Origin of the sequence: Devosia sp. YIM 151766 (genome assembly GCF_030285925.1) — a bacterium.
Classification (GTDB): Bacteria; Pseudomonadota; Alphaproteobacteria; order Rhizobiales; family Devosiaceae; genus Devosia.
Genome location: NZ_CP127251.1, coordinates 1,422,616 through 1,443,651, shown reverse-complemented (window position 1 = coordinate 1,443,651; position 21,036 = coordinate 1,422,616). Strand labels below are relative to the sequence as shown.

Annotated in this window: 22 protein-coding genes and 1 tRNA gene; 6 read left to right on the top strand and 17 right to left on the bottom strand. The window is 65.3% G+C overall.

Annotated elements, in window-relative coordinates; translation table 11 throughout:
* Window positions 1-40: 40 nt before the first annotated feature.
* The 4 genes from greA to O9Z70_RS07070 form a co-directional block, all read right to left on the bottom strand.
* Complete coding sequence (greA, locus tag O9Z70_RS07085; protein ID WP_286021764.1) at window positions 41-523, bottom strand: transcription elongation factor GreA; 483 nt, start codon at window positions 521-523, stop codon at window positions 41-43.
* A gap of 24 nt (window positions 524-547) precedes the next feature.
* Complete coding sequence (locus O9Z70_RS07080; RefSeq protein ID WP_286021763.1) at window positions 548-1,270, bottom strand: J domain-containing protein; 723 nt, start codon at window positions 1,268-1,270, stop codon at window positions 548-550.
* Window positions 1,267-1,989 (bottom strand): VWA domain-containing protein, encoded by a 723-nt coding sequence (locus O9Z70_RS07075; RefSeq protein WP_286021762.1) that lies wholly within the window; start codon window positions 1,987-1,989, stop codon window positions 1,267-1,269. The genes O9Z70_RS07080 and O9Z70_RS07075 overlap by 4 nt, the downstream gene beginning before the upstream one ends.
* Before the next feature lie 88 nt (window positions 1,990-2,077).
* Window positions 2,078-2,896 (bottom strand): potassium channel family protein, encoded by an 819-nt coding sequence (locus tag O9Z70_RS07070; protein ID WP_286021761.1) that lies wholly within the window; start codon window positions 2,894-2,896, stop codon window positions 2,078-2,080.
* A 162-nt stretch (window positions 2,897-3,058) separates the two neighbouring features.
* Between O9Z70_RS07070 and O9Z70_RS07065 the strand changes: the two genes are divergently transcribed.
* The 3 genes from O9Z70_RS07065 (at window position 3,059) to O9Z70_RS07055 (ending at window position 5,806) form a co-directional block, all read left to right on the top strand.
* Complete coding sequence (locus tag O9Z70_RS07065) at window positions 3,059-3,799, top strand: glycosyltransferase family 2 protein (RefSeq protein WP_286021760.1); 741 nt, start codon at window positions 3,059-3,061, stop codon at window positions 3,797-3,799.
* Window positions 3,800-3,887: 88 nt separating this feature from the next.
* Complete coding sequence (fliK, locus tag O9Z70_RS07060) at window positions 3,888-5,528, top strand: flagellar hook-length control protein FliK (RefSeq protein WP_286021759.1); 1,641 nt, start codon at window positions 3,888-3,890, stop codon at window positions 5,526-5,528.
* Window positions 5,525-5,806 (top strand): EscU/YscU/HrcU family type III secretion system export apparatus switch protein, encoded by a 282-nt coding sequence (locus O9Z70_RS07055; RefSeq protein WP_286021758.1) that lies wholly within the window; start codon window positions 5,525-5,527, stop codon window positions 5,804-5,806. The genes fliK and O9Z70_RS07055 overlap by 4 nt, the downstream gene beginning before the upstream one ends.
* On the opposite strand, the gene O9Z70_RS07050 is transcribed toward O9Z70_RS07055, so the two are convergent.
* A complete protein-coding gene (locus O9Z70_RS07050) occupies window positions 5,803-6,276 on the bottom strand; it encodes a cell wall hydrolase (RefSeq protein ID WP_502870170.1) in 474 nt (157 codons plus the stop codon). The two genes, O9Z70_RS07055 and O9Z70_RS07050, sit on opposite strands and share 4 nt — an antisense overlap.
* Before the next feature lie 92 nt (window positions 6,277-6,368).
* Window positions 6,369-6,686, bottom strand: coding sequence for a hypothetical protein (locus tag O9Z70_RS07045; RefSeq protein WP_286021757.1), 318 nt, complete (start codon window positions 6,684-6,686; stop codon window positions 6,369-6,371).
* A gap of 107 nt (window positions 6,687-6,793) precedes the next feature.
* Here O9Z70_RS07045 and O9Z70_RS07040 point away from each other — a divergent pair, with 107 nt between their 5' ends.
* Entirely contained in the window at window positions 6,794-7,111 is a 318-nt protein-coding gene (locus O9Z70_RS07040; protein ID WP_286021756.1) for a hypothetical protein, read from the top strand.
* An 18-nt stretch (window positions 7,112-7,129) separates the two neighbouring features.
* On the opposite strand, the gene O9Z70_RS07035 is transcribed toward O9Z70_RS07040, so the two are convergent.
* The 8 genes from O9Z70_RS07035 to O9Z70_RS07000 form a co-directional block, all read right to left on the bottom strand.
* A complete protein-coding gene (locus O9Z70_RS07035) occupies window positions 7,130-7,897 on the bottom strand; it encodes a LamB/YcsF family protein (protein WP_286021755.1) in 768 nt (255 codons plus the stop codon).
* Window positions 7,894-8,796, bottom strand: a complete 903-nt coding sequence (locus O9Z70_RS07030) for a 5-oxoprolinase subunit C family protein (RefSeq protein WP_286021754.1) — start codon at window positions 8,794-8,796, stop codon at window positions 7,894-7,896. Before O9Z70_RS07030 ends, O9Z70_RS07035 begins: the two co-directional genes overlap by 4 nt.
* Window positions 8,793-9,461 carry a 5-oxoprolinase subunit B family protein gene (locus tag O9Z70_RS07025; RefSeq protein ID WP_286021753.1) on the bottom strand — a complete coding sequence of 223 codons (669 nt, stop codon included), beginning with the start codon at window positions 9,459-9,461 and terminating at the stop codon, window positions 8,793-8,795. The genes O9Z70_RS07030 and O9Z70_RS07025 overlap by 4 nt, the downstream gene beginning before the upstream one ends.
* A 120-nt stretch (window positions 9,462-9,581) precedes the next feature.
* On the bottom strand, window positions 9,582-9,758 hold the full coding sequence (locus tag O9Z70_RS07020; RefSeq protein WP_286021752.1) for a hypothetical protein: 177 nt from the start codon (window positions 9,756-9,758) through the stop codon (window positions 9,582-9,584).
* A gap of 201 nt (window positions 9,759-9,959) precedes the next feature.
* Window positions 9,960-10,196, bottom strand: a complete 237-nt coding sequence (locus O9Z70_RS07015) for a hypothetical protein (protein WP_286021751.1) — start codon at window positions 10,194-10,196, stop codon at window positions 9,960-9,962.
* 19 nt (window positions 10,197-10,215) lie between these two features.
* Window positions 10,216-10,305: transfer RNA gene (locus O9Z70_RS07010), tRNA-Ser, on the bottom strand.
* Between the two features lie 101 nt (window positions 10,306-10,406).
* Entirely contained in the window at window positions 10,407-11,378 is a 972-nt protein-coding gene (locus O9Z70_RS07005) for a quinone oxidoreductase family protein (protein WP_286021750.1), read from the bottom strand.
* Entirely contained in the window at window positions 11,375-12,304 is a 930-nt protein-coding gene (locus O9Z70_RS07000; protein WP_353057821.1) for a TerC family protein, read from the bottom strand. Before O9Z70_RS07000 ends, O9Z70_RS07005 begins: the two co-directional genes overlap by 4 nt.
* A gap of 227 nt (window positions 12,305-12,531) precedes the next feature.
* Here O9Z70_RS07000 and O9Z70_RS06995 point away from each other — a divergent pair, with 227 nt between their 5' ends.
* Window positions 12,532-13,689 carry an FAD-dependent monooxygenase gene (locus O9Z70_RS06995; protein ID WP_286021749.1) on the top strand — a complete coding sequence of 386 codons (1,158 nt, stop codon included), beginning with the start codon at window positions 12,532-12,534 and terminating at the stop codon, window positions 13,687-13,689.
* A gap of 277 nt (window positions 13,690-13,966) precedes the next feature.
* On the opposite strand, the gene O9Z70_RS06990 is transcribed toward O9Z70_RS06995, so the two are convergent.
* From O9Z70_RS06990 to O9Z70_RS06980, 3 genes are all read right to left on the bottom strand, one after another.
* Window positions 13,967-14,686 (bottom strand): invasion associated locus B family protein, encoded by a 720-nt coding sequence (locus O9Z70_RS06990; protein ID WP_286021748.1) that lies wholly within the window; start codon window positions 14,684-14,686, stop codon window positions 13,967-13,969.
* A 145-nt stretch (window positions 14,687-14,831) separates the two neighbouring features.
* Window positions 14,832-18,320 (bottom strand): transcription-repair coupling factor, encoded by a 3,489-nt coding sequence (gene mfd, locus O9Z70_RS06985; protein WP_286021747.1) that lies wholly within the window; start codon window positions 18,318-18,320, stop codon window positions 14,832-14,834.
* Entirely contained in the window at window positions 18,317-18,595 is a 279-nt protein-coding gene (locus O9Z70_RS06980) for an FAD assembly factor SdhE (protein WP_286021746.1), read from the bottom strand. The genes mfd and O9Z70_RS06980 overlap by 4 nt, the downstream gene beginning before the upstream one ends.
* Before the next feature lie 270 nt (window positions 18,596-18,865).
* On the opposite strand from O9Z70_RS06980, the gene recG reads away from it, so the two are divergent.
* On the top strand, window positions 18,866-20,974 hold the full coding sequence (recG, locus tag O9Z70_RS06975; protein WP_286021745.1) for an ATP-dependent DNA helicase RecG: 2,109 nt from the start codon (window positions 18,866-18,868) through the stop codon (window positions 20,972-20,974).
* The last annotated feature ends 62 nt before the right edge of the window (window positions 20,975-21,036 follow it).

Sequence of the window (21,036 nt, the reverse complement as noted above, 5' to 3'; positions counted from 1 at the left end):
CCACATTCAGGCGGGAGCGGTCGCTGCTCCCGCCTTTGCTTCAACCGATCGCCACGATCTCCACCTCGCCCGCTCCCACTGGAGCCGCCTCACCGACACCCTTGCCGATCAGGGCCCGCGCGATCGGTGAGGAGAAGGAGATCGAGCCGGCCCTGGGGTCCGCCTCGTCTTCGCCGACAATGCGATAGGTCTGCACCCTGCCGTCATCGCGTTCGAAGGTCACCATGCTGCCGAAGGTGACGATGTCGGTATTTTCGGGCGGCGGCGCCACCTGCGCGGTCCGCACCCGCTCGGCGAAATAGCGGATATCGCGGAAGGGATTGGCCGCTTGCCGCCGCCTTTCGCTGACGTCCTCGATGGTCATCGCCGCATCATAGGCGAGTTGCGCCTCCTGGAGTTGGCGCTCCAGGGCGGCAAGCCCCGCCGCGGTCACCAGATTCGGTCCCTCCGGAATGGGGCGATCCGGCAGCAAGGTCTCCGAGGCCGCTTCCGCACTGTCTTCCTTAGTGAAGGCGACGCTCATCGGTCCATCTCCATCGGCCCGCAATCAGTCACGGCCAGCCCTTTCCAGCAGCAGGTCCCGCGCTTCATTGATCTTGACCGCCAGGAATTCCGAGCCGCCCCGATCCGGGTGCACGGCCTTCATCAATTCGCGATGCGCCGCCCGGATTTCCTCCGGGCTGGCGCCCGGTTTCAGGCCCAGCACGGCATAGGCTTCCGCCACCGGGTCCGCCGCATCACCGAAGGATGTCTCACCGGCCTGGCCGCCTCCCGCTTCCTGTTCGGCAAAATATTCGCGCCAGCCGGCGCGATTGGTGTCGAGCCAGCTTTCGAGCAGATTGACGCTTTCGGCGTCATGCCGGATCTCGATGATCAGCGTGCGCGTTTCATATTCGTCCAGATCCATCAGGTCCCAGCCGGCAAACTGGCCATCCACCACCCGGCCGGATAATTCGCCGGTATCGTGATCCAGTTCCATCGCCAGGAACCGGCTGCGCACCTTGGAAATATTGCCGCCACCGCCGCTGACCTGGTCGAAGGAGAACTGCCCCAGCCGTCCGCGCAACAGCACCGAGGCCGCGACCGCGCCCAGGATCATGGCGATATCGATGCGCCGCAGCAGCAAGCCGGTCAGCGCCGCCAGCGCCGCCACGCCGCCGACGATCCAGCGCAGGCTCCGCATCAATACGCGACGGTCCATCTTGCGCAGCGCCTGAAACAGCCAGAGCGCGAGGAGAAGGCCGAAGCCGACGATAAGAATCCAGCTCATTTGCCCTCGATCTGCGCCAGCAAGGCCTTTGCCGCGCCACCCGCCTGCAAGCGCAGATGCGCCTTGCCGCCGCTGGCAAAAGCCGCCACGGCCTTCAGCAGCGCCGCCAATTGCCCCGGTGCCGAGCTGTCGAAGCGCGCATAGGCGCCTTTGGACAGCCGGGCGAATTCGCGGAACGCCGCTTCGACACGGCTATCGCTACCTTCCTGGAACACGAAGATCGGCAGCCCGAGCAGGCCGAGTTCCCCGGCCTTGGCGCAGAGCGCGTCGACATCTTCCTCGATGGCGTCGCCGACATAGACCATGGCATTGATCCGCCGCTTCTGATGCTCGTCGCGCGCATGGGAAAACACCTTGCCGATCTGCGTATTGCCGCCCTGGCAGGCAATACCGCTCATCAGGCGCGCGAGCGCCGAGGCGTCCTTCACCCATTTGGAGGCCCGGCACTCGCCCAGCCCGCGGAAATACAGCAATTGCACCTGCAAATGGGCGTCGCGCGGAATCGCCTCGAACATCCCGGCCTGCAACGAAACCGCCATGTCCCAGGTCGGCTGGCGGCTCATCGTGGCATCCATGGCGAATAACAGCCGCCCGTCCTCGCTGGCATTGGGCCGGGCGAGCTGTCCCACCTTCTGCACGAAGGCGGCGACCTCGTCGCTGACCTTGCCCTGCTGCTCTACGACGCCGTCGCGGCGTGTCGTCGGATTCTTCTCGCTCATGCCATCGAATATGTGGCCCCCGGCTCGCCCCGGCAAGGGAGCAGGCGGCGGAAATCCTGCCGGACGGGATTTGCGGACCGGGCGGGGGTCAATTGTCCCCGCTATCGGGAATTTTAAGCAAATGGCCGCAGGCCTTGCAATGCACCGCGTCCGGCTCGTGGCGGGAGAGACCGCATTGCGGACAGGGAAAGGTGATCTTGTTCGGCCGGAAAATGAGCTGCGCCAGGCGCACGAACAGCGAAATGCCGATGATCATGACGATGATCGACACCAGCTTGCCGAACGTGCCCGGCAGCACGATGTCGCCGAAGCCGGTCGTGGTCATGGTGGTGACGGTGAAATACAGCGCGTCCACATAGCCGGAAATGCCGGAATCGCGCTGGGCGAAGGCGGTATAGACGAAGCCGGTGACCACGAAGAGGAAGACCAGCAGGTTGATCGTCGCCTGGATCGGTTCGCGATAATCGGCAAGGCCGCGCTTTTCCAATGGACGCCAGACGGTGCCGGAGCGGGTCAGCGTCCACAGCCGCAAGATGCGCAGGAAGCCCAGATTGAACAGCCAGGCCGGCGCCAGCAGGGTGATGAGGATGAAGATATCCACGATGACCGGCAATTGATGCAGCCAGCGCAGGGGATGGGTCGAGGCCAGGCCGCGCGCCAGCAGGTCGATCGCCAGAATGGCGGCGATGGAATAGTCGATCCACAAGAAGCTTGAGGAATCGCGCAGCAGCGGCGAAGCGATGAAGAAGGCGATGATGGCCAGATCGACCACCAGGACGATCGCCTGGAACCGCACCGCCTTGGGCGATTGACCGTGATAGAGGAGGCGCAGCCGGGACCGCAGGCGCGCGAACCCGGTCGGCTCGGAGCTTTGGCTGTCCGCCGGTGGAATAGGGCTGGTCGGCATTGGCGCTGTCACCTTCGAGTCGCGCCAAAGCCCGGCGCAGCATGAGGAGGGCCCATTCCGTCGCGACATTCAAGAGGCGTGACGAACGAAGGTTGCCGCCGAAAGCGCGGCAGGCTATGTGCTGCCCCACTTGGACCGGCAGGGGCCGGCATGAGGATCGCTATGAAACTCGCCTTTGTCATTCCCGCCTATAACGAAGAGGCGCTGATCGGCAAATGCCTCGAATCCGTGCAGGCGGAGATCGGGCGCTCCGGCGCGGATGCCGATATCATCGTCGTCAATAATGCCTCGACCGACCGCACCGGCGAAATCGCCCGGAGCTTTGCCGGCGTAAAGGTGGTGGATGAGCCCAAAAAGGGGCTGGTGAATGCGCGCGACGCCGGCTTCGCCGCCAGCGAAGGCTATGATCTGGTCGCCAATATCGACAGCGACACCATCGTGCCGGAAGGCTGGCTCGATGTGGTGCGGCGCGAATTCGGCAAGGATGACAAGCTGGTCTGTCTCAGCGGGCCTTATATCTATTACGACATGGCGGCGCATAATCGGCTGCTGATCGGCCTGTTCTATGGGCTGACATACCTGATCTACGTGCTCAACCGCTTCGTGCTGCGGGTGGGCTCGGTGGTTCAGGGCGGTAATTTCGTCTTCAAGCGCGCCGCCTGGGAAGCCGTCGGCGGCTATGACCGCTCCATCGAGTTTTTCGGCGAGGATACCGATGTGGCGGTGCGCCTGTCCAAGGTCGGCGGGGTGAAATGGACCTATGCCCTCAGGATGAAGACCTCCGGGCGCCGGCTGGAGAAGGAAGGGGTATTCCGCACGGCGGGCACCTATACGCTCAACTTTTTCTGGGTGACCTTCCGCGGCAAGCCGGTCACCAAGGCGCATAGCGACATCCGCTCCTGACCCGGTGCCTGGCGCCATGCTTCCGCGAATAAGCGAAATGGGCTAGACTCTGGCGGCCGCAAGCAGGCGGTCGGGGCCGGTCTGGCAGATGAGCATAGCGTCGCAATTGCCGCCTATTCCCTTGGCGCAGGCCAGCGCGATGTTGCGCGCCATGGCGCAGGTCAATGGCCAGAACGTCGAGGCGCGGGTGGTCGGGCAATTGCCCGATGGCGCCATTCAGGTGCAGATCGGTCGCCAGGTAATGAGCCTGCACTTGCCGGCGCCGCAGCCGGTGGGCACGACGCTGACATTGGCGGTGCAGCAGGCGGAGGGACAGGTGCGGATGGCGTTGCTCGCTATACGCCCTCCCAGCACCCCGACCGGCAGCAACGCCATGCCGGCGGCTGAAGGTCCGGCGACCTCGGTCCAATTATCCGCCGCCGCTTTGTCCGGCCGGGACGCGCCGCTGCCGCCAATCGCGGGACAGGCGGCATCTGCCACCACTCCGCTCGTCTCCAGCTCAACACAATCAGCGGTCCTGTCGTCGGCACCGGCCCTGTCCCAGTCGATCCCGGCAGCTTCCGCGGAACCGGCCGCGCCGCCGGGCATGTCGGTGGCCGGCGCAGCGGGGCGGCCGGCCATCCCCTATGCCATTGCCGCGCCGGCCATGGGGCCAGGCCCGGCAGCGGCCATTGCCGGTTCGGCCACTACCGCGCTGCCGCCGGTGCCGCCATCGGCCGCTGCGGGCAATATCGGCCAGCAAGGATCGTCGTCCATCGCGCAGAATGCGACCGGCATGACGGCGGGGGGTCAGGGAGCGCCGTTAGCGGCGATGCCGACCGATTCCCGCGCGGTGCTGACGCAAATGGTGCAGCAGGCCTTGCCGCGGCAGGATAGCGTCGTCGGATTGACCATGGCGCTGGCCAATGTGGTCGGCCGGGTGGCGCTGCCGGAAGCGGTGATGAAGGCGGCGCAGCAGGTTCTGACTCAGCGATTGTCGCTGGACGGCGCTGGCCCCGATGGCGCGGCGCTGCAAAAAGCGGTGAGGAATTCCGGGATTTTCCAGGAGGCGATGCTGGCGGCCGGGCTGGGCAAGGCGGCGGGCGGCGACCTGAAATCGACGCTGCTTGGGCTCCAGCGGCAATTGGGCGGCTGGCTGGGCGACCAGGATGCGGTGGAACAGGTTCGCGCCATTCCGCCGCCCTTGCGTGGCATGATCCCCCGGGCCAAGGCGGAAAACCCGATGCTGGGCGACCTGCCGGACGATTCCCAAGCGGTGGGAAAGGTGCTGCTGGACCGCACCGAGGCGGCGTTATCCCGGCTGCGGCTGCACCAGCACGCCTCGCTGCCCGAGCCAGTGGCACGGCACGAGGCGCAATGGAATTTCGATATGCCGGTGGTTTTGGGTGGACAGCAGAGCCTGCTGCATATGCAGATTCATCGGGATGCGGAGGGTGACGCCGAGCGCCCGGAAGATCGCGGCTGGCAGGTGCGCTTTGCCATCAATCTGAGCGAATGGGGAGAAGTGGGGGCGCAGATCTCCCTGCGCGGCGCGGCCACGGGCGTGCTGCTCTGGGCGGATCGGGAGGACATCGCCGCTATGCTCGGCGCGGGAGTGGACGACTTGCGGCAGCAGATCGAGGCGGCGGGGCTGCTGCCGGGCGCCATCGTGGTCCGGGCCGGCGCGCCGGCGGCACCGGCACCGGCGCCGGCCGCGGCGTCCGGCAATATCGTGGATGCAGTGGGATGAGCGATAGTGCAGCCGACAAGAGCAGGACGCTGGCGGTGGCGCTGCAATACGAGCAGGGCTCGCGCGAAGCGCCGCGCGTGGTGGCCAAGGGCAGAGGACTGATTGCCGAGAAGATCGTCGCGCTGGCCGCCGAGAACGGCGTGGTGATCGAAGCCAATCCCGTTCTTGCCGAGGCCCTGAGCGGGGTGGAACTGGATGAGGCCATTCCGGTGGAGCTTTACGAGGCCATGGCCGTGGTGATCGGCTATGTGCTGCGCCAGACCCGGCAGCGGCTTTAACGCACGCTGCGCTTTTCGTAGAATTCGTTGCCGCCCGCTTCGAGCACATAGAACATGTTGTTATAGGGAAAGCGCAGGCCGGCAGTGTGGAAATGCTGGGCGTTCTGCACGCCGGGATGGCGGGCGCCGCGCAGCACCTGGTCAGACACCTGCGCGGCCAGCACGGCGCCGCTATCGGTCATCGGCTTGGTGAGCACGCCCTGGGCGAACTGATTCTTCTGGCCCACCACTTCGCAGACGGTCTTGGGATAGCGGGCATCGTGGAGCCGGTTCATCACCACCGTGCCCACCGCCAGCATGCCATCGGCGCTGGACCGGTTGGATTCGAAATACATCGCCCGCATCAGGCATTCCTTCTCGCTCATGCGGTTGAACGCGAAGTTCATGCCGAGAAACGAGCAGCCGCCGAGGCTGGTGGCCAGGACGGCGAGGACGGCGAAGCGCGCAACGGCGCTGGCAAGGCGAGGCATAGGCATATTCCAGGCTGTGACAAAGATGTCGCTTGGCCTGAAAATGCGCCTCTAGGCTTAAGGAAGGGCTCAGGAAGAGGGTAAACGAGCCATTAGCGCCGCATGAGTCGCGCCAGCAGCAGGACCGTGCCGATCACGGCAATGGCCGGCAGGGGATCGCGGCGGACGGCGCGGGCGCTGCGCCAGGCCTGATTGCCGGCGAATTCGGCCAGATGCCTGCTCTGCTTTGCCGCCTCGCGGCCGAAATCGGACAGATGCTCGCCCCAATCGTCGGCGGTGTGTCCGGCCTGACTGGATAGCGAGCGGCCGATACGCCGCATATCGCGCTGTAGATTTTCGAGCCTGGCCTCCAGGCTGTTGGGGTCCCGGTGTGGAAGTCCGAGGCTGGCGAGAATATGATCAAGGGACATGAGACGCTCCGTGCTTTCGTGGACAACGGAAATAAGTGTAGGGAGTTCCGTCTGCCCTTGATCCATCGCCCGGCATCGCCATTTTATTGAGTAACGGAGATGCCTTGATGAGCAAGAGCGCAGATCGGCTTAACCGCCTGTTCGACAAGCTGGAAAGCAGGACTCCAGCCATGGCGGCTAAGTGGCTGGCTCGCATCCGGCGCCCGGGAGCGCGATGGATACGCATTCCGCTCGGAATCCTGCTCGTGCTGGGCGGCATATTCAGCTTCCTGCCGGTCCTGGGCATCTGGATGCTGCCGCTGGGCCTGCTCTTGCTGGCGATCGACCTGATCTTTCTGCAAGGCCCGGTGAACATGGTCGTTCTGCGCGGCACCCGGAAATGGACGAATTGGCAGCGGTCCCGCCGCGACAAGAAGAAGGGATAGGATTAGGCGCGGTCCGCCTTATCCAGGGCTGGTTTCCGTCTCCGCTGCCGCCGGCGCGATGGTGATCCCCTCGCCTTCCAGCGCGTCGCGGATTTCCCGCGCCAGGTCCACCGCGCCCGGCGTGTCGCCATGCAGGCAGATCGAGCGCGCCGCCGATTTCAGCACGCTGCCGTCGATGGCCAGAATTTCACCATGCCGCGCCAGGCGCAGGCAGCGATCGATCACCGCATCGACATCGTCGATCACCGCCCCGGCCTCTGCCCGCGGCACCAGCAATCCATCCGCATTATAGGCCCGGTCGGCATAGGCTTCGCGGATCAGCGGCAGACCCACCGCCTTTGCCGCCTTCACCTGCTCGCTATTGTCGAGCGCCAGCACCGCCATTTTCGGGTCCATGGCATGGATACTGGCGAAAATTCCCACCGCGAATTCCAGCTCCTCGGCCGCCTGGTTGGCCAGCGCCCCATGCAGCTTCACATAGTCCAGCGGCACATCGACCTCACCCGCAATATGCCGCACCAGGAACAATTGGCTCCTGATCTGTCCCAGCAATTGCTCGAGCGGCATCGCCACGCGAAAGCGCCCGAAGCCCTTGCGGTCGACATAGCCCGGATGCGCCCCGGCCCTTACGCCCCGCGCCTTGCAGATTTTGAGGATATGCCGGATCGTCGCGGCGTCGCCCGCATGGCCGCCACAGGCAATGGAGGCGCTGGAGACGATTCTCAGCAGGTCGTCATCGTGACCCATGCCCTCGCCGAGATCGGCGTTGAGATCGATGCTGGTCATGCCCGGCCGCTCCGCAACATCCGATGCGCACGCTCCACCGACATCGGCGCGAATGCAACCACTTCGCCGGGCCGCATCTGCGCGAAGCGGTCGAGATCGGCGCCGATCACGGTGCCGATACGCGGATAGCCCCCGGTGGGCTGATGGTCGCGCATCAGCACGATGGGCGTGCCGTCGCCCAGAATCTGGATATCGCCGGGCTGTACAGGATCGGATACCAGCGACAGGATGCTCTCGCCGCCAAAGACCCTGCCCTCATCGGCCAGCCGCACCCCCATCCGGTCCATAATCGGGGTAATCCGAAACCCGCCCTTTACGAAATCCTCCTGCACCTTGGGCGAAAACCAGCTCCAATGCAGCCCCCTTATGAACCGGATCGGTCCGTCCTCGGCATCCGGCCTCCGCACCTCTTCCGGCAATGTGCCCACGCCGGAAAATGCCAGTTCATCGCCCGCCACCAATGCCCGACCGTCCAATCCGCCCAGCCTGGCCCGCATATTGGTCGCATGGCTCCCCAGCACCGGGTCCAGGTCCAATGCTCCGCCAAATCGCAGATAGCCGTAATTGCCCGAAGCTCCCGGCGTCACCGACAGCCTGTCTCCCGCAGCCAGCAGCGCCGAGCCGGGCCAGCTCGCTTCCCGGCCATTGATCCGCACGACGAAGGCGCCGCCATCCCAGCCGATCCGCAATTCTCCTTCGGCCAGCACCAGATCGAGGCCCGCCTGGGTGAATTCCACGCCCGCCCTATGGGTTGCACCAGCCAGCAGTCCGGCGCGCCGATAGGCGGCACGATCCATCGGGCCCGAAGCGCTGACGCCATGAGCCAGCATGCCGTGCCGTCCCTCATCCTGGATCGTCGTCAGCGGCCCCGCCCGCTTTATCCGTATCAACGCGCTCATCGCAACGCCTCGAAGCTGACCATATCGCCTGCCTTGAGCTGTGTCGGCGGCAGGCGCGCCGCATCGAAATTGCGGAATTCCGTGCGCCCGATCACATGCCAGCCGGTGGGGATGTCGGTCGCCGTAATGGCCGTCTGTCCTGCCGCGAACAGCACGCTGCCCGCCGGCACCAGCGGCCGCACCTGCTTGCGCCGTGGCAGCGTCAGATGGTCAGGATGAAACCCGCAATCGACAAAACCCGGCGCAAAACCAGTGGCCAATACCCGCAAGGGCGCGGCGCAATGCTGTTCGATGAAGGTTGCCACGCTCAAATTCAGGCTCGCCGCCACCGCGTCGAGGTCCGGCCCGTCCGCGCCGCCGAATTGCACCGCGATCCGGTGCGACGCCGCAGCGTGGCGGGATGGCCTGGACAATCTGAGGGAAATCTCGCCGGCCAGGCGAACCGGCTCGGCCTTTGCCGGATCGTAAATCAGCAGCACCGAAACCAGGCTCGGCACCATTTCCACCAGCCCGGCGACCGGATCGTCTTCCAGAGCGCGCGCCAGGGACAGCGCCGCCGCATTGGCCGCATCGTCCAGCCGGCTGCCGAACCGCACCAACAAGGCGCTGTCGCCCAGCGGCACGATAAGCGGCCGCTCCGGCGCGATATTGTCTATGTCACTCATCTTGGCCCCATTTCGACGGGACGCAGTCCTTAAGACCGCACCGCGTCCCGTCAAGCCGTCAGCAATGGCCAGAGGCCGCAATCAGGCAATAAACCGTCAGGCGAAAAGCTGGATCATCATCTAATTGGGGTCGCGTCCCTCCTGCTCGACCACCGCTTCGAACAGTTCGCGGGCCGAGCCGGGGCCGATGGCCTCGATGGCCACCGCCGCGATGGCTGCGAACAATTCCGCGATTTCCTGGGGATCGGTGATTTCGGCGTCGTCGTCTTCAGCGTCGGCGTTGATCAGGGTAAACACAATAGCGCGCCTCCACGAAAGCGGGATGCGGATGGGACGGACCCGGATATTCCGCAAGGTCCCGCGACCATAAATGCCTGTAGCCAAGAAGGCCACAGGCGAGCCTACAAGCATGAGTGTGGGCCGATTCCGGTTACCGTTTAAATAACGGATTGTCCCGCCGCGGGTCAGAACCCGGCTTGCTTCGCCCTGTTCGAGGACTTAGTCTTCGCCGGCTTCGAGCCGATCGAGATAGGATTCTATGTCGTCGAGCGTCGCCGAAAACGGCTTGGGCGCATCCCCATAGACGATCGCGAAATTCTCGTTGTCCCGCAGCGCATGCCCGCCGGGCTGACCCAGCGTCTTGATCTTATCCGATGTCAGGATGGTCAGCCCATATCGCGCCGCCACCCGTTTCATGCGCCGCATGCGCGAAGCATCAGATTCCTTGCGGCTCATTTGCCCGTCCCTGCCAGAATGGCGGGTAGGGAGGGATTCGAACCCCCGGAAGGCTTGCACCTTCGCCGGTTTTCAAGACCGGAGCAATCAACCGCTCTGCCACCTACCCGTGCCCTGTGCCTTTAGCGGCGGCGGCGCGGGCTGTCCAGTCATTGCGCAGCTGGCGGCGTCGATGGGAACGCCGCCCCAAATCCATGCGCGCGACAGCCGCTAGGGCAGCAGCAGCACCGATCCGGTCGTCTCCCGCCCCTCCAGCGCCCGATGCGCCTCGGCGGCGTCCGCCAGCGCGAAAGTGCGGCTGATCTCCACCTTGATCGCCCCCGACAATATGGCGTCGAACAGCGCCTTGGCGCCCTCCAGCAGGTCCTCGCGCTGCGTGAAATAGGTCGCGCCGGTGGGCCGGGTCACATAGAGCGATCCCTTCCGCGCCAGAATGCCGAGATCCGGTACGCTCACCGGGCCCGATGCATTGCCGAAGCTGGCCAGCAGGCCGCGCGGGCGCAGGCAATCCAGCGAGCCCTCGAAGGTCGCCTTGCCGACGCCGTCATAGACCACGTCGACGCCCCTGCCCCCGGTGATCTCCTTCACCCGCGCCGGAAAATCCTCTTTTTTGTAGTCGATGGCATGGTGGCAGCCATGGTCCAGCGCCAGCGCCACCTTTTCGGGACTCCCGGCCGTGCCGATGATTGTCGCGCCCAGCGCCCGCGCCCATTGCGTGGCGATCAGCCCGGTGCCGCCCGCCGCCGCGTGCCAGAGGATCGTCTCGCCCTGCCGCACCGGCCAGGTCTTGAACAGCAGGTAATAGGCCGTCAGGCCCTTGAGCAGCACCGCCGCCGCCGTCCGCTCGTCCACGCCATCGGGTATCGGCACCAGCCTGGCCGCCGGCACCAGCCGCTCCTCGGCATAAGCGCCGGTTACGCCCTGATAGCAGACGCGGTCGCCAACCTTGACCTCGCTGACACCCTCGCCGATTTCCGTCACCTCGCCCGCCGCCTCGTTGCCGGCGACGAAAGGCAATGGCAGCGGATAAAGCCCGGAGCGCTGATAGGTGTCGATGAAATTGAGCCCGATCGCCGTCTGGCGCACCCGGACCTGGCCCGGTCCCGGCGCCGTCACCGGCCAGTCCTCGACACTCAGAACCTCCGGGCCGCCGGTGGAATGTACTGCAACAACGCGACTCATTTCGTTCCTTTCGGCTTGCGCGGCGCCGATTTGGGCCGCGATTGCGCCCGCGCCGCCGGGCCGGATTTCGGGCGCTTGGGCGCGGGATTGGCCGGCGCCTGCCGCGCCCTCGCCGCCGCCCCGCTGCCCACTGCCGCCAAGGCCGCCTGCGAGGACACCGCGCCGGTATCGCCGGTGAAGGGGGTGAATTCGGCAGTGCCGCCAGGTGCCAGCCTGCGTCGTTTGGCGACAATATTGATCGCTTCGACCAGCACCGAGAAGGCCATGGCCGAATAGATATAGCCCTTGGGAATATGGAAGCCCAGCCCATCGGCCACCAGCGTCACCCCGATCAGCAGCAGGAAGGCCAAGGCCAGCATCTTGGTGGTCGGATGCTCCGCCACGAAGCGCGCGATCGGCCCCGAAGCCACGAACATCACGCCCACCGCCACCAGCACGGCGGCGATCATCACCCCCACCTGGTCCGCCGGCACCATGCCCACGGCGGTGATGATCGAATCGATGGAGAACACCATGTCGATCACCACGATCTGCACCAGGATGGCCTGCAATGTCACCTTGGCGGCGTCACCGAGGCCGGGTTCGCGCGGCTCCTCGATGGCGGTGTGCATTTCGTGCGTCGCCTTGTAGATCAGGAAGGCGCCGCCCAGGATCAGGATGATGTCCTTCCAGGAGAAGCCCAGCCCGAACGCCTCGAAGACCGGGTCCTGCAATTGCACGATCAGACTGATGAGGAAGAGCAGGATGATGCGGAAGACCAGCGCCAGCCCGATCCCCAGCTTGCGGGCGAATTCGGCCTGTTGGCGCGGCAGCCGCGACACCAGCACCGAAAGGAACACGATATTGTCGATGCCCAGCACGATTTCCATGATCGTCAGGGTGACGAAGGCGGCCCACACATTGGGGTCGGCCAGCATTTCAAGCATCGGATACTCCGTGGTTCCGAGTCTGGTGGGCGTCAGCTTATGCTGCCCCTCTGGCGCGGTGAAGCGCCATTGCCTGTATTTTCCTCGCCTGCGGCATAGCGCGGAATAGCAGTTCGCCCCACCGGCTGGTATCGCCGCAATGGCCAATGCTAGGCTCCGGTTCCATACCGATCAGCGAGTTTTTCGATGGAAGTCCTCTCCCCGCTCACCACCGCTCCGGCCCCGGCATGAAACAGGACGCCGATATCATCGTGGTCGGCGGCGGACTGGCCGGCCTTGCCGCCACGACCAGCCTGGCGCGCAGCGGCCGCGACATCATCCATCTCGCCCCCGCCGCCCCGCCCGACCGGCGCACCTCGGCGCTGATGATGCCCAGTGTCGATTTCCTCCGGCAAAGCGGCCTCATCGACGATCCGGCGGATCTCGGCCACGCCCTCACCGCCATCCGCATCATCGACGCCACGCCGCGCCTCATCCGCGCGCCCGAAACCCTGTTCGACGCCACCGAGATCGGGCTGGCGGCCTTTGGCTGGAATTTCGCCAATGCCGCCCTGCTCGCCCATTTCCAGGCCGTCGCCCCCGCCGAGCGCATCGAGACCCGCAACACCGCCGTTACCGATTATCGCCGCCAGGGCGATCTGGGCGTCGTTACTCTCGCCGATGGCGCCGTTCTGCGCGCGCCGCTGATCGTGGGCGCCGATGGCAAGAAATCCCTGATCCGCACCCGCGCGCGCGTCGGCACACGCGAGCATCGATTCGCCGAATCCGCGCTGGTCTGCGATCTTGAGCTCGCCCGCCCCATTGGCGGCGCCTCGATCGAATTCCACTATCCCCATGGCCCTTTCACCCTGGTGCCGGCCGGCGGCAAGAGGGCGAACCTGGTCTGGATCGACGAGGAACAGGTGCTGCGCGCCGCCCAGGCCGGCGGCCCCGAAAACCTGCGCGATGCCATCCTGCACAAATCCCAGCGCCTTTTCGGCAAGATCGAGCTGGCTTCGCCCAGCTTCATCTTCCCGCTCAGCACCCTGGCCGTGGACAGCGCCGGCCGGGACGGCGTGACGCTGGTCGGCGAAGCGGCCCATGCCTTTCCGCCCATCGGCGCCCAGGGCCTCAATCTCGGCCTGCGCGATGTCGCCGATCTCGTCGCTGCCGTCGCGGCGGCCGATCGCGGCCGCGCCGATTGGGGCATTGCCGCCAGCGCCGATTACGCCAGACGCCGCGCCGGCGACCTCGCCCGCACCGGCACCGTGGTCGACACCCTGTTCCGCTCGCTCCTGGCCGACATGCTTCCCAGCCAGACCCTGCGCGCCGGCGGCCTCTGGGCTCTCAAGCTCCTGCCCCCATTGCGCCGCAAGGCCTTCGCCATCGGCATGGGCGAGCGCTAGGGCGGCTCTGGCTTTGACGGAATCGGCGTCTCACCCCGCTCGTCACCCTCGCGCTTGACGCGAGGGTTCTTTGCTTGTGGGTCTGTCGCAAGTGCCCTCGCGTCAAGCGCGAGGGTGACGATCCGAAAAGACATGCCATCTACGCCATAGGCGCTAGCCTCGCGAGGGGAAGGACGCGGGCGTCACCGCTTCCGTGAAAGCTGAAACCCTCGGGCCACCCCAACGCGAAACGGGCGCGGTTTCCCGCGCCCGTTTCGAAATTCTTCATTCGTCCAGCTTATTCGGCCGGAGCCTCGGCAGGCGCGTCGCCTTCGGCGGGTGCGGCGGCGCCGTCATCCGACAATTGCTGCCGCAGCTGCTCGGCGCGGTCCTGCAACACCTGCTCCAGCGCGTTCTGACCCGATTCCTGCTGCTGCAATTGTTCGAAGGTCAGCGCTGCGTCGCCATCATAGGTGGCGGTGAAGCCGGCCAGGTTGATGTCGATGGTCAGGTCCTGGTTCTGGCGGTTCTTGGCGGTCAGCTTGAGCGTATTGCCGCGCTTGAGCGAGGTGACATATTGCTCGTTGATCACCAGCTGCGTCGAGCAGGACTGCGTGTCGCACAGCATATAGGGCACGCGCACCGGCTTGGCATTGTCGATCTGCCAGGTCAGCCCGAAGGGCAGCAGCACCCCCAGCGGCACGGCGGCGACGGCCAGGAGGCGCGATTCCTGGCCCGGATCGTCGCGCAGCAGGAACGAGCCGAGGAACTGGCCATTGGCCAGCACCACCTGGCGCATCAGGCAGGCTTTCTGCCCATCGGGCAGCGGATCGCAAACCTTGAGCCAGTTCTGCGAGGCCAGCCCGTCGACAGCGGCGGAAACCTCATCGACGGCGCTCGACTCGGCCGGGGTTTCGTCCGGCGTTTCCGCGGTCGCGTCCTGCGCAAAGGTCGAGAGGGGCGCCAGCATGAATGCGGCCGCTGCCACACCGGCGACGAGGTGCTTGCTGAAGATCATAGAAATGTCCTTGCCTTCCTTGGCGGTCCGGCGGCGCGAAGCCACCTTCGAAACTTGTCAGCCCTTCAAGGGCTTAAATCGGGCAATAACATGACCGACGACCCTTGCCAAAAGATTATGCAAACCATGCCGCCATTCGGCCACATCATGCGCCGCTTTCCGCCAGTTTCGCCAGCTTCGACAGGATAGCCGCCGCCCCTTTGAGTCGGTGCTCGGCGCTCGGCCAATTGCGGGCGAATACCAGTTTCTGATCGGGCTTGATGCGCACCTGGTTGCCCGGATCGCTCACCAGCTTCACCAGGCCCGCCGGATTGGGGAATTCGTTGTGGCGCAGCGTGATCACCGCGCCCTTGGGCCCGGCATCGACCTTTTCGACATTGGCCTGCCGGCACAGCGTCTTGACCAGGATCACCTTGAGCAGGGCCTCCACCTCCTCGGGCAGCGGCCCGAAACGGTCGATCAGCTCGGCCCCCGCCGCATCGATATCGCGCATGTCGTTGAGATCGCCCAGCTTGCGATAGAGCTGCATGCGCAATTGCAGATCCGGCACATAATGCTCGGGGATCATCACCGGCATGCCCAGCGAGATGGCCGGGCTCCACTCGTTGCGGTCCTCATATTCCTCCTCGCCCGACTTGAGCGCCGCCACCGCTTCTTCCAGCATGGCCTGGTAAAGCTCGTAGCCGACTTCGCGGATATGGCCCGATTGCTCGTCGCCCAGGAGATTGCCCGCGCCTCTGATATCGAGGTCGTGGCTGGCGAGCTGGAAGCCGGCGCCGAGGCTTTCCAGCGATTGCAGCACCCCCAGCCGCCGTTCCGCCGTATCGGTCAATTTCCGGTCCGGCGGCACCGTGAACAGCGCATAGGCGCGCTGCTTGGCGCGGCCGATCCTGCCCCTGATCTGATAAAGCTGCGCCAGCCCGAACTGGTCGGCGCGATGCACGATCAGCGTATTGGCATTGGGAATATCGAGCCCCGATTCCACGATCGTCGTCGCCAGCAGGACATCGAACTTGTTGTCGTAGAAGGCGTTCATGATGTCGTCGAGCTCGCCCGGCGGCATCTGCCCATTGGCAATGACGAAATTGACCTCGGGCACCTGCTGGCGCAGGAATTCGGCGATATCGGGCTGGTCCTTGATGCGCGGCACCACATAGAAACTCTGCCCGCCGCGATATTTCTCGCGCAACAGCGCCTCGCGGATCGATAGCGCGTCGAAAGGCGAGATGAAGGTGCGGATGGTGAGCCGATCCACCGGCGGCGTCGCCAGCAGCGACAGGTCGCGTACGCCGGTCAGCGCCAATTGCAGCGTGCGCGGAATCGGCGTCGCCGTCAGCGTCAGCACGTGCACATTGGCCTTCAGCTCCTTGAGCCGCTCCTTGTGCCCCACGCCGAAATGCTGCTCCTCGTCGATGATCAAGAGGCCGAGATCGTTGAACTTGATGGATTTGCTGAGCAGCGCATGGGTGCCCACCACGATATCCACCTGGCCATCGGCGAGCCCGTCCTTGGTGGCTTTCAGCTCCGCCGCCGGGACCATGCGCGAGGCGTGGCGCACCCTGACCGGCAGGCCCTTGAAGCGGTCGGAGAAGGTCTTGTAATGCTGCCGCGCCAGGAGGGTCGTCGGCACCACCACCGCCACCTGCTTGCCGCTCAGGGCCACCGCGAAGGCGGCGCGCAAAGCCACTTCGGTCTTGCCGAAGCCGACATCGCCGCAGACCAGCCGGTCCATGACCTTGCCCGAGGTCAGGTCGTCGAACACCGCTTCGATGGCGGTGAGCTGGTCCTCGGTTTCCTCATAGGGGAAGCGCGCCGCGAATTCTTCGTAGGCGCCGGGATTGAGGTCCACCACATCGGCCTTGACCAGCAGCCGCTGAGCCGCCAGCTTGATGAGCTGCTCCGCCATTTCGCGGATGCGCTGCTTGAGCTTGCCTTTCTTGGCCTGCCAGGCGACGCCGCCCAGCTTGTCCAGCGCCACGCTGGCATCGTCGGAGCCATAGCGCGTCAGCAGCTCGATATTTTCCACCGGCAGGTAGAGCTTGGTGTCGCCGGCATATTGCAGCTCGACGCATTCATGCGGCGCCCCGCCGGCCTCGATGACCTTGAGGCCGATAAAGCGCCCGATACCGTGATCGACATGCACCACCAGATCGCCGGCCGACAGCGACGCCGCCTCGGTCAGCGCATCGGAGGCCTTCTTCTTGCGCTGCGGCCGCAGAATGCGCTCGCCGAGGATATCCTGCTCGGACAGCACCAGCAGGTCTTTGGTCTCGAAGCCGGTTTCGAGCGGCAGCACCACCAGCGAGGTGGTCGCGGCGCTGGTGGTGGCGGCATCGCGCCAATTCTCCGCCAGGCGCGGATTGGTAAGGCCGTGGTCCTTCAGAACCTGGGCCATGCGGTCGCGGGTGCCGGCACTCCAGCAGGCGATGATGGCCCGCCGCCCGTCGCGGCGCTCGGCCAGCAGGCGATCCACCACCGCCTGGAACAGATTGACGTCCGAGGCGGCGCGCTCCGCCGCAAAGCTCGGAGCGATATGGCCGCCGGCATCGTCGCCCGGGCTGGTCTGGGGCGAGAGGAAGGGCGAAAGCTGGATCACCGAAGCGCCGGCCAGGGAGGCCGGAGCCACGTCCAGATCGTAGAGCAATTCCGGCTTGATCGGCTTATAGGGCGCGCCGCCACCGGCCACGGCCGGCGCCAGCCGCGCCGCCTCGCGGGCATCGTAATGGTCGCGGATTTGCGCGACGCGCTCGGCATAGGCCTCGGCGACCTGATCGTCGAATACGAAGGGCGCGTCCCCGACATAATCGGCCAGCCGGTCCATATGGTCATAGAAGAACGGCAGCCAATGCTCGGTGCCGGAATAGCGCGAGCCGCCGCTCACCGAGGCATAGAGCGTGTCGTCCACCGTATTGCCGCCGAAACTGGCGGTATAATTCTGCCGGAAGCGGCGGATGGTCTGGTCATTGAGCACCAATTCGCTCATCGGCGTCAGGTCGATGCGCGTGAGCGTCCCCGTGGTCCGCTGGCTGTCCGGATCGAAGGTGCGGATCGATTCCAGCTGGCTGCCGAAGAAATCGAACCGCAAGGGCGCGTCCGCGCTGGCCGGGAACAGGTCGATCAACCCGCCACGCACCGCGAATTCGCCGCTTTCCCGCACCGTCGGCACGCGCAGATAGCCATTGTTCGCCGCCCAGGCCACCAGCTTGTCGCTATCCACCACCCGGCCCATGACCGCCGAGAACGACATGGTTTCCACCACATCGCGCGGCGGCAGCTTCTGGATCAGCGCATTCACCGCCGTCAGCACGATGGCGCCCCTGGCCTCGCCGGTCAGCGCCGCCAGCGTGTTCATGCGCGCGGCAATGGTGACATTATTGGGCGAAACCCGGTCATAGGGCAGGCAATCCCAGGCCGGCAGCGTCAGGATGGCGTGTCCGGGCAGCATGGCGCCCAGCACTTCCGCCAGCCGCAGCATCCGCCGTCCGTCCCGCGCCACGAAGACCAGGCTGGCCGCATCCTCCGGCGCATCCTTGAGCCGCTGCTCGACCATGCGGGCCAGCACCATGGGCTGCATACCGTCCGGGACATTGGAAATGGTCCGGACCGGCGGATTGATCTTGGATATGTCGTTCATTGGTCGATCCGCGCCTGATGCTCCGCGATGACGAGATCGAGGAAATCGCGGTCCACATGCGCCGGCGGCTCCTCCTGCCGCATCACCCATTTGAGCAGCGGCGGATCTTCCTCATTCATAAGCGCCTCAAGCCGGTCGAGTTCCGCCGGGCCATAAAGATCCACATTGGCATCGGCGAAGGGCCCCAGAATGAGGTCCATCTCCTTGGTGCCACGGTGCCAGGCGCGATAGCGCAAGCGCTTTCGGCGAATGGCAATGTCCTCACCGGCCGTCATTGAGACATCCATGATCATAATTCGTTCTCGATTTGGGCGTGTTCTTTACGCGCCTTGCGAGAGGTTGTCACCACATCCGCCGGCCTCTTCTCGTCCGGGGTCGCCACCGGACTGCTCCCGCAGTCCACCCGGATGGGCCAGAATTGTCGCCGTCTCGGATCGTCCCCCTGGCGCGCGACGCGAGGGTGACGCACGCCATGGTTTGCCGAACGTCCCAGCCATTGTTCCCAGCCGCTGCCCCCAATACCCTCTCCCTCAGGAGAATCGCCCTTGTCCCGCCCGGAAACCCTAGAGCCGCTATTTCGCTCGCTGCACACCGTCAAAGGCGTGGGCGACAAGCTGGCTGCCCTGCTCACCCGCTATTTCGGCGCGCCGGATGGTCAGGACGCCATCATTCTCGACGTGCTCATGCATATGCCGTCCGGAATGGTCGACCGCCGCCGCCAGGTCGGCATTGCCGACGCCCATCTCAACCAGGTGGTCACCCTGCGCCTGCATATCGACCGGCACCAGCCGCCGCCGCGCGGCAAGCCGTATGTGCCGCACCGCGTCTTCGCCCATGACGATAGCGGCGATATCAGCCTGGTCTTTTTCCGCGCCCAGGGCGGCTGGGTGGAGAAAGCGCTGCCGGTGGGCGAGGAGCGCTACGTTTCCGGGCAGATCGGCTTCTTCAACGGCGAAAAGCAGATCACCCATCCCGACTACATCGTCGAGCCGGACAATTTCGCCAGTCTGCCCCTGGTCGAGCCGGTCTATCCGCTCACCAATGGCCTGTCCTCCAAGGCCCTGGCCAAGCTGGTCCGCCAGGCCGTCGAGGTACTGCCGGATATCCCCGAATGGATTGACGCCGCTACCATGGCCAGCCGCAAATGGCCGTCCTTCACCCAGGCCATGCGCATGGTCCACTTGCCGGACCAGCCGGACGAGTCCGAGCTTTGGGCTCCGGCCCGCCAGCGTCTCGCCTATGATGAATACCTTGCCGGCCAGATCACCCTGCAACTGGTGCGCTCCACTATGGTCTCGGCGCGAGGAATTGCGCGGGTTTTTAGCGCTGATGCGACGCTCAACGTTAGCAGTCTGTTACCCTTTGCGCTGACCGGCGGTCAGCAGGCGGCCCTTGATGACATCCTTGCCGACCTGCGGGCGCCCGACCGGATGAGCCGCCTGCTCCAGGGCGATGTCGGCTCGGGCAAGACCGTGGTGGCGCTCATGGCTATGGCCGCCATGGCCGAATCCGGCGCCCAATCCGCCCTCATGGCGCCGACCGAATTGCTTGCCTCCCAACACTTTAGGACGATCAAGCCGCTCTGCGACGGGGCCGGGATCGGCTGTGCCCTGCTCACCGGCAAGATGCCCGCCGCCGAGCGCCGCGCCATCCGTGCCGGGCTCGCCGATGGCTCCATCTCCATCATCGTCGGCACCCATGCCCTGTTCCAATCCGATATAAAATTCAAGGACTTGGGATTAACCGTCGTCGACGAGCAGCACCGCTTCGGCGTCCATCAACGCCTTGCCCTGTCCGACAAGGGCCGCCACACCGACCTGCTGGTCATGACCGCCACGCCGATTCCCCGAACCCTGGTGCTGACCCATTTCGGCGACATGGAAGTCAGCGTGCTGCGCGAGAAGCCGGCCGGCCGCCAGCCCATTGATAGCGCGGTGCTTTCCATCAACGATTACCCCCGCGTCATCGCTCGCCTCCAGGCCCGTTTGGCCGAAGGCGCCCAGGCCTATTGGGTCTGCCCCCTGGTCGAGGAAAGCGAAACGCTGGAAGTCGTCAGCGCCGAGGACCGCTTCGCCGAGCTCCGGCAGGTCTTCGGCGATCAGGTCGCGCTGGTCCATGGCCGCATGTCCGCCGCCGCCAAGCAGGCGGTGATGGAGCGGTTTAAAGCCAATGAAATCAAGCTATTGGTCGCCACCACCGTTATCGAGGTCGGTGTCGACGTGCCCAATGCCACTATCATGATCATCGAGCATGCCGAGCGTTTCGGCCTTGCCCAGCTGCACCAGCTTCGCGGCCGCGTCGGCCGTGGTTCGCAGCGCTCGGCCTGTTTATTGCTGTATAAAGAACCACTTAGCGAAACGGCGAAGGCTCGTCTCGAAACCATAAAATCCACCGAGGACGGTTTCGTGATCGCCGAACGCGACCTCGAATTACGCGGCCAGGGCGACCTGCTCGGCACCAGGCAATCCGGCATGCCCGGCTATCGCCTCGCCGTTCCCGACGTCCACCGCCACCTGCTCGAATTCGCTCACGACGATGCCAAGAACCTGCTGGCCCGCAATCCCGGCCTCACCGGCCCCGAAGGCGATGCCATCCGTATCCTATTGTATTTATTCCGGAAACACCTGGCCATTCCGTTGATCCGCGCGGGATAGTGGGGGCGTCTCGCGCCCACCGCCGCCGCCGAACCCATGGTTCGACAAGCTCTCGGCGATGG

Coding starts and splice junctions, on each gene's coding strand:
- O9Z70_RS07080 (WP_286021763.1), bottom strand. CDS start 1,270: ATGAGCTGGATTCTTATCGTCGGCTTCGGCCTTCTCCTCGCGCTCTGG.
- O9Z70_RS07045 (WP_286021757.1), bottom strand. CDS start 6,686: ATGTCCCTTGATCATATTCTCGCCAGCCTCGGACTTCCACACCGGGAC.
- O9Z70_RS07055 (WP_286021758.1), top strand. CDS start 5,525: ATGAGCGATAGTGCAGCCGACAAGAGCAGGACGCTGGCGGTGGCGCTG.
- O9Z70_RS07050 (WP_502870170.1), bottom strand. CDS start 6,276: ATGCCTCGCCTTGCCAGCGCCGTTGCGCGCTTCGCCGTCCTCGCCGTC.
- mfd (WP_286021747.1), bottom strand. CDS start 18,320: ATGAACGACATATCCAAGATCAATCCGCCGGTCCGGACCATTTCCAAT.
- O9Z70_RS06980 (WP_286021746.1), bottom strand. CDS start 18,595: ATGACGGCCGGTGAGGACATTGCCATTCGCCGAAAGCGCTTGCGCTAT.
- O9Z70_RS07075 (WP_286021762.1), bottom strand. CDS start 1,989: ATGAGCGAGAAGAATCCGACGACACGCCGCGACGGCGTCGTAGAGCAG.
- O9Z70_RS07005 (WP_286021750.1), bottom strand. CDS start 11,378: ATGAGTCGCGTTGTTGCAGTACATTCCACCGGCGGCCCGGAGGTTCTG.
- greA (WP_286021764.1), bottom strand. CDS start 523: ATGAGCGTCGCCTTCACTAAGGAAGACAGTGCGGAAGCGGCCTCGGAG.
- fliK (WP_286021759.1), top strand. CDS start 3,888: ATGAGCATAGCGTCGCAATTGCCGCCTATTCCCTTGGCGCAGGCCAGC.
- O9Z70_RS07040 (WP_286021756.1), top strand. CDS start 6,794: ATGAGCAAGAGCGCAGATCGGCTTAACCGCCTGTTCGACAAGCTGGAA.
- O9Z70_RS07035 (WP_286021755.1), bottom strand. CDS start 7,897: ATGACCAGCATCGATCTCAACGCCGATCTCGGCGAGGGCATGGGTCAC.
- O9Z70_RS07000 (WP_353057821.1), bottom strand. CDS start 12,304: ATGCTTGAAATGCTGGCCGACCCCAATGTGTGGGCCGCCTTCGTCACC.
- O9Z70_RS07070 (WP_286021761.1), bottom strand. CDS start 2,896: ATGCCGACCAGCCCTATTCCACCGGCGGACAGCCAAAGCTCCGAGCCG.
- O9Z70_RS07030 (WP_286021754.1), bottom strand. CDS start 8,796: ATGAGCGCGTTGATACGGATAAAGCGGGCGGGGCCGCTGACGACGATC.
- O9Z70_RS06995 (WP_286021749.1), top strand. CDS start 12,532: ATGAAACAGGACGCCGATATCATCGTGGTCGGCGGCGGACTGGCCGGC.
- O9Z70_RS07015 (WP_286021751.1), bottom strand. CDS start 10,196: ATGAGCCGCAAGGAATCTGATGCTTCGCGCATGCGGCGCATGAAACGG.
- O9Z70_RS07025 (WP_286021753.1), bottom strand. CDS start 9,461: ATGAGTGACATAGACAATATCGCGCCGGAGCGGCCGCTTATCGTGCCG.
- O9Z70_RS06990 (WP_286021748.1), bottom strand. CDS start 14,686: ATGATCTTCAGCAAGCACCTCGTCGCCGGTGTGGCAGCGGCCGCATTC.
- O9Z70_RS07065 (WP_286021760.1), top strand. CDS start 3,059: ATGAAACTCGCCTTTGTCATTCCCGCCTATAACGAAGAGGCGCTGATC.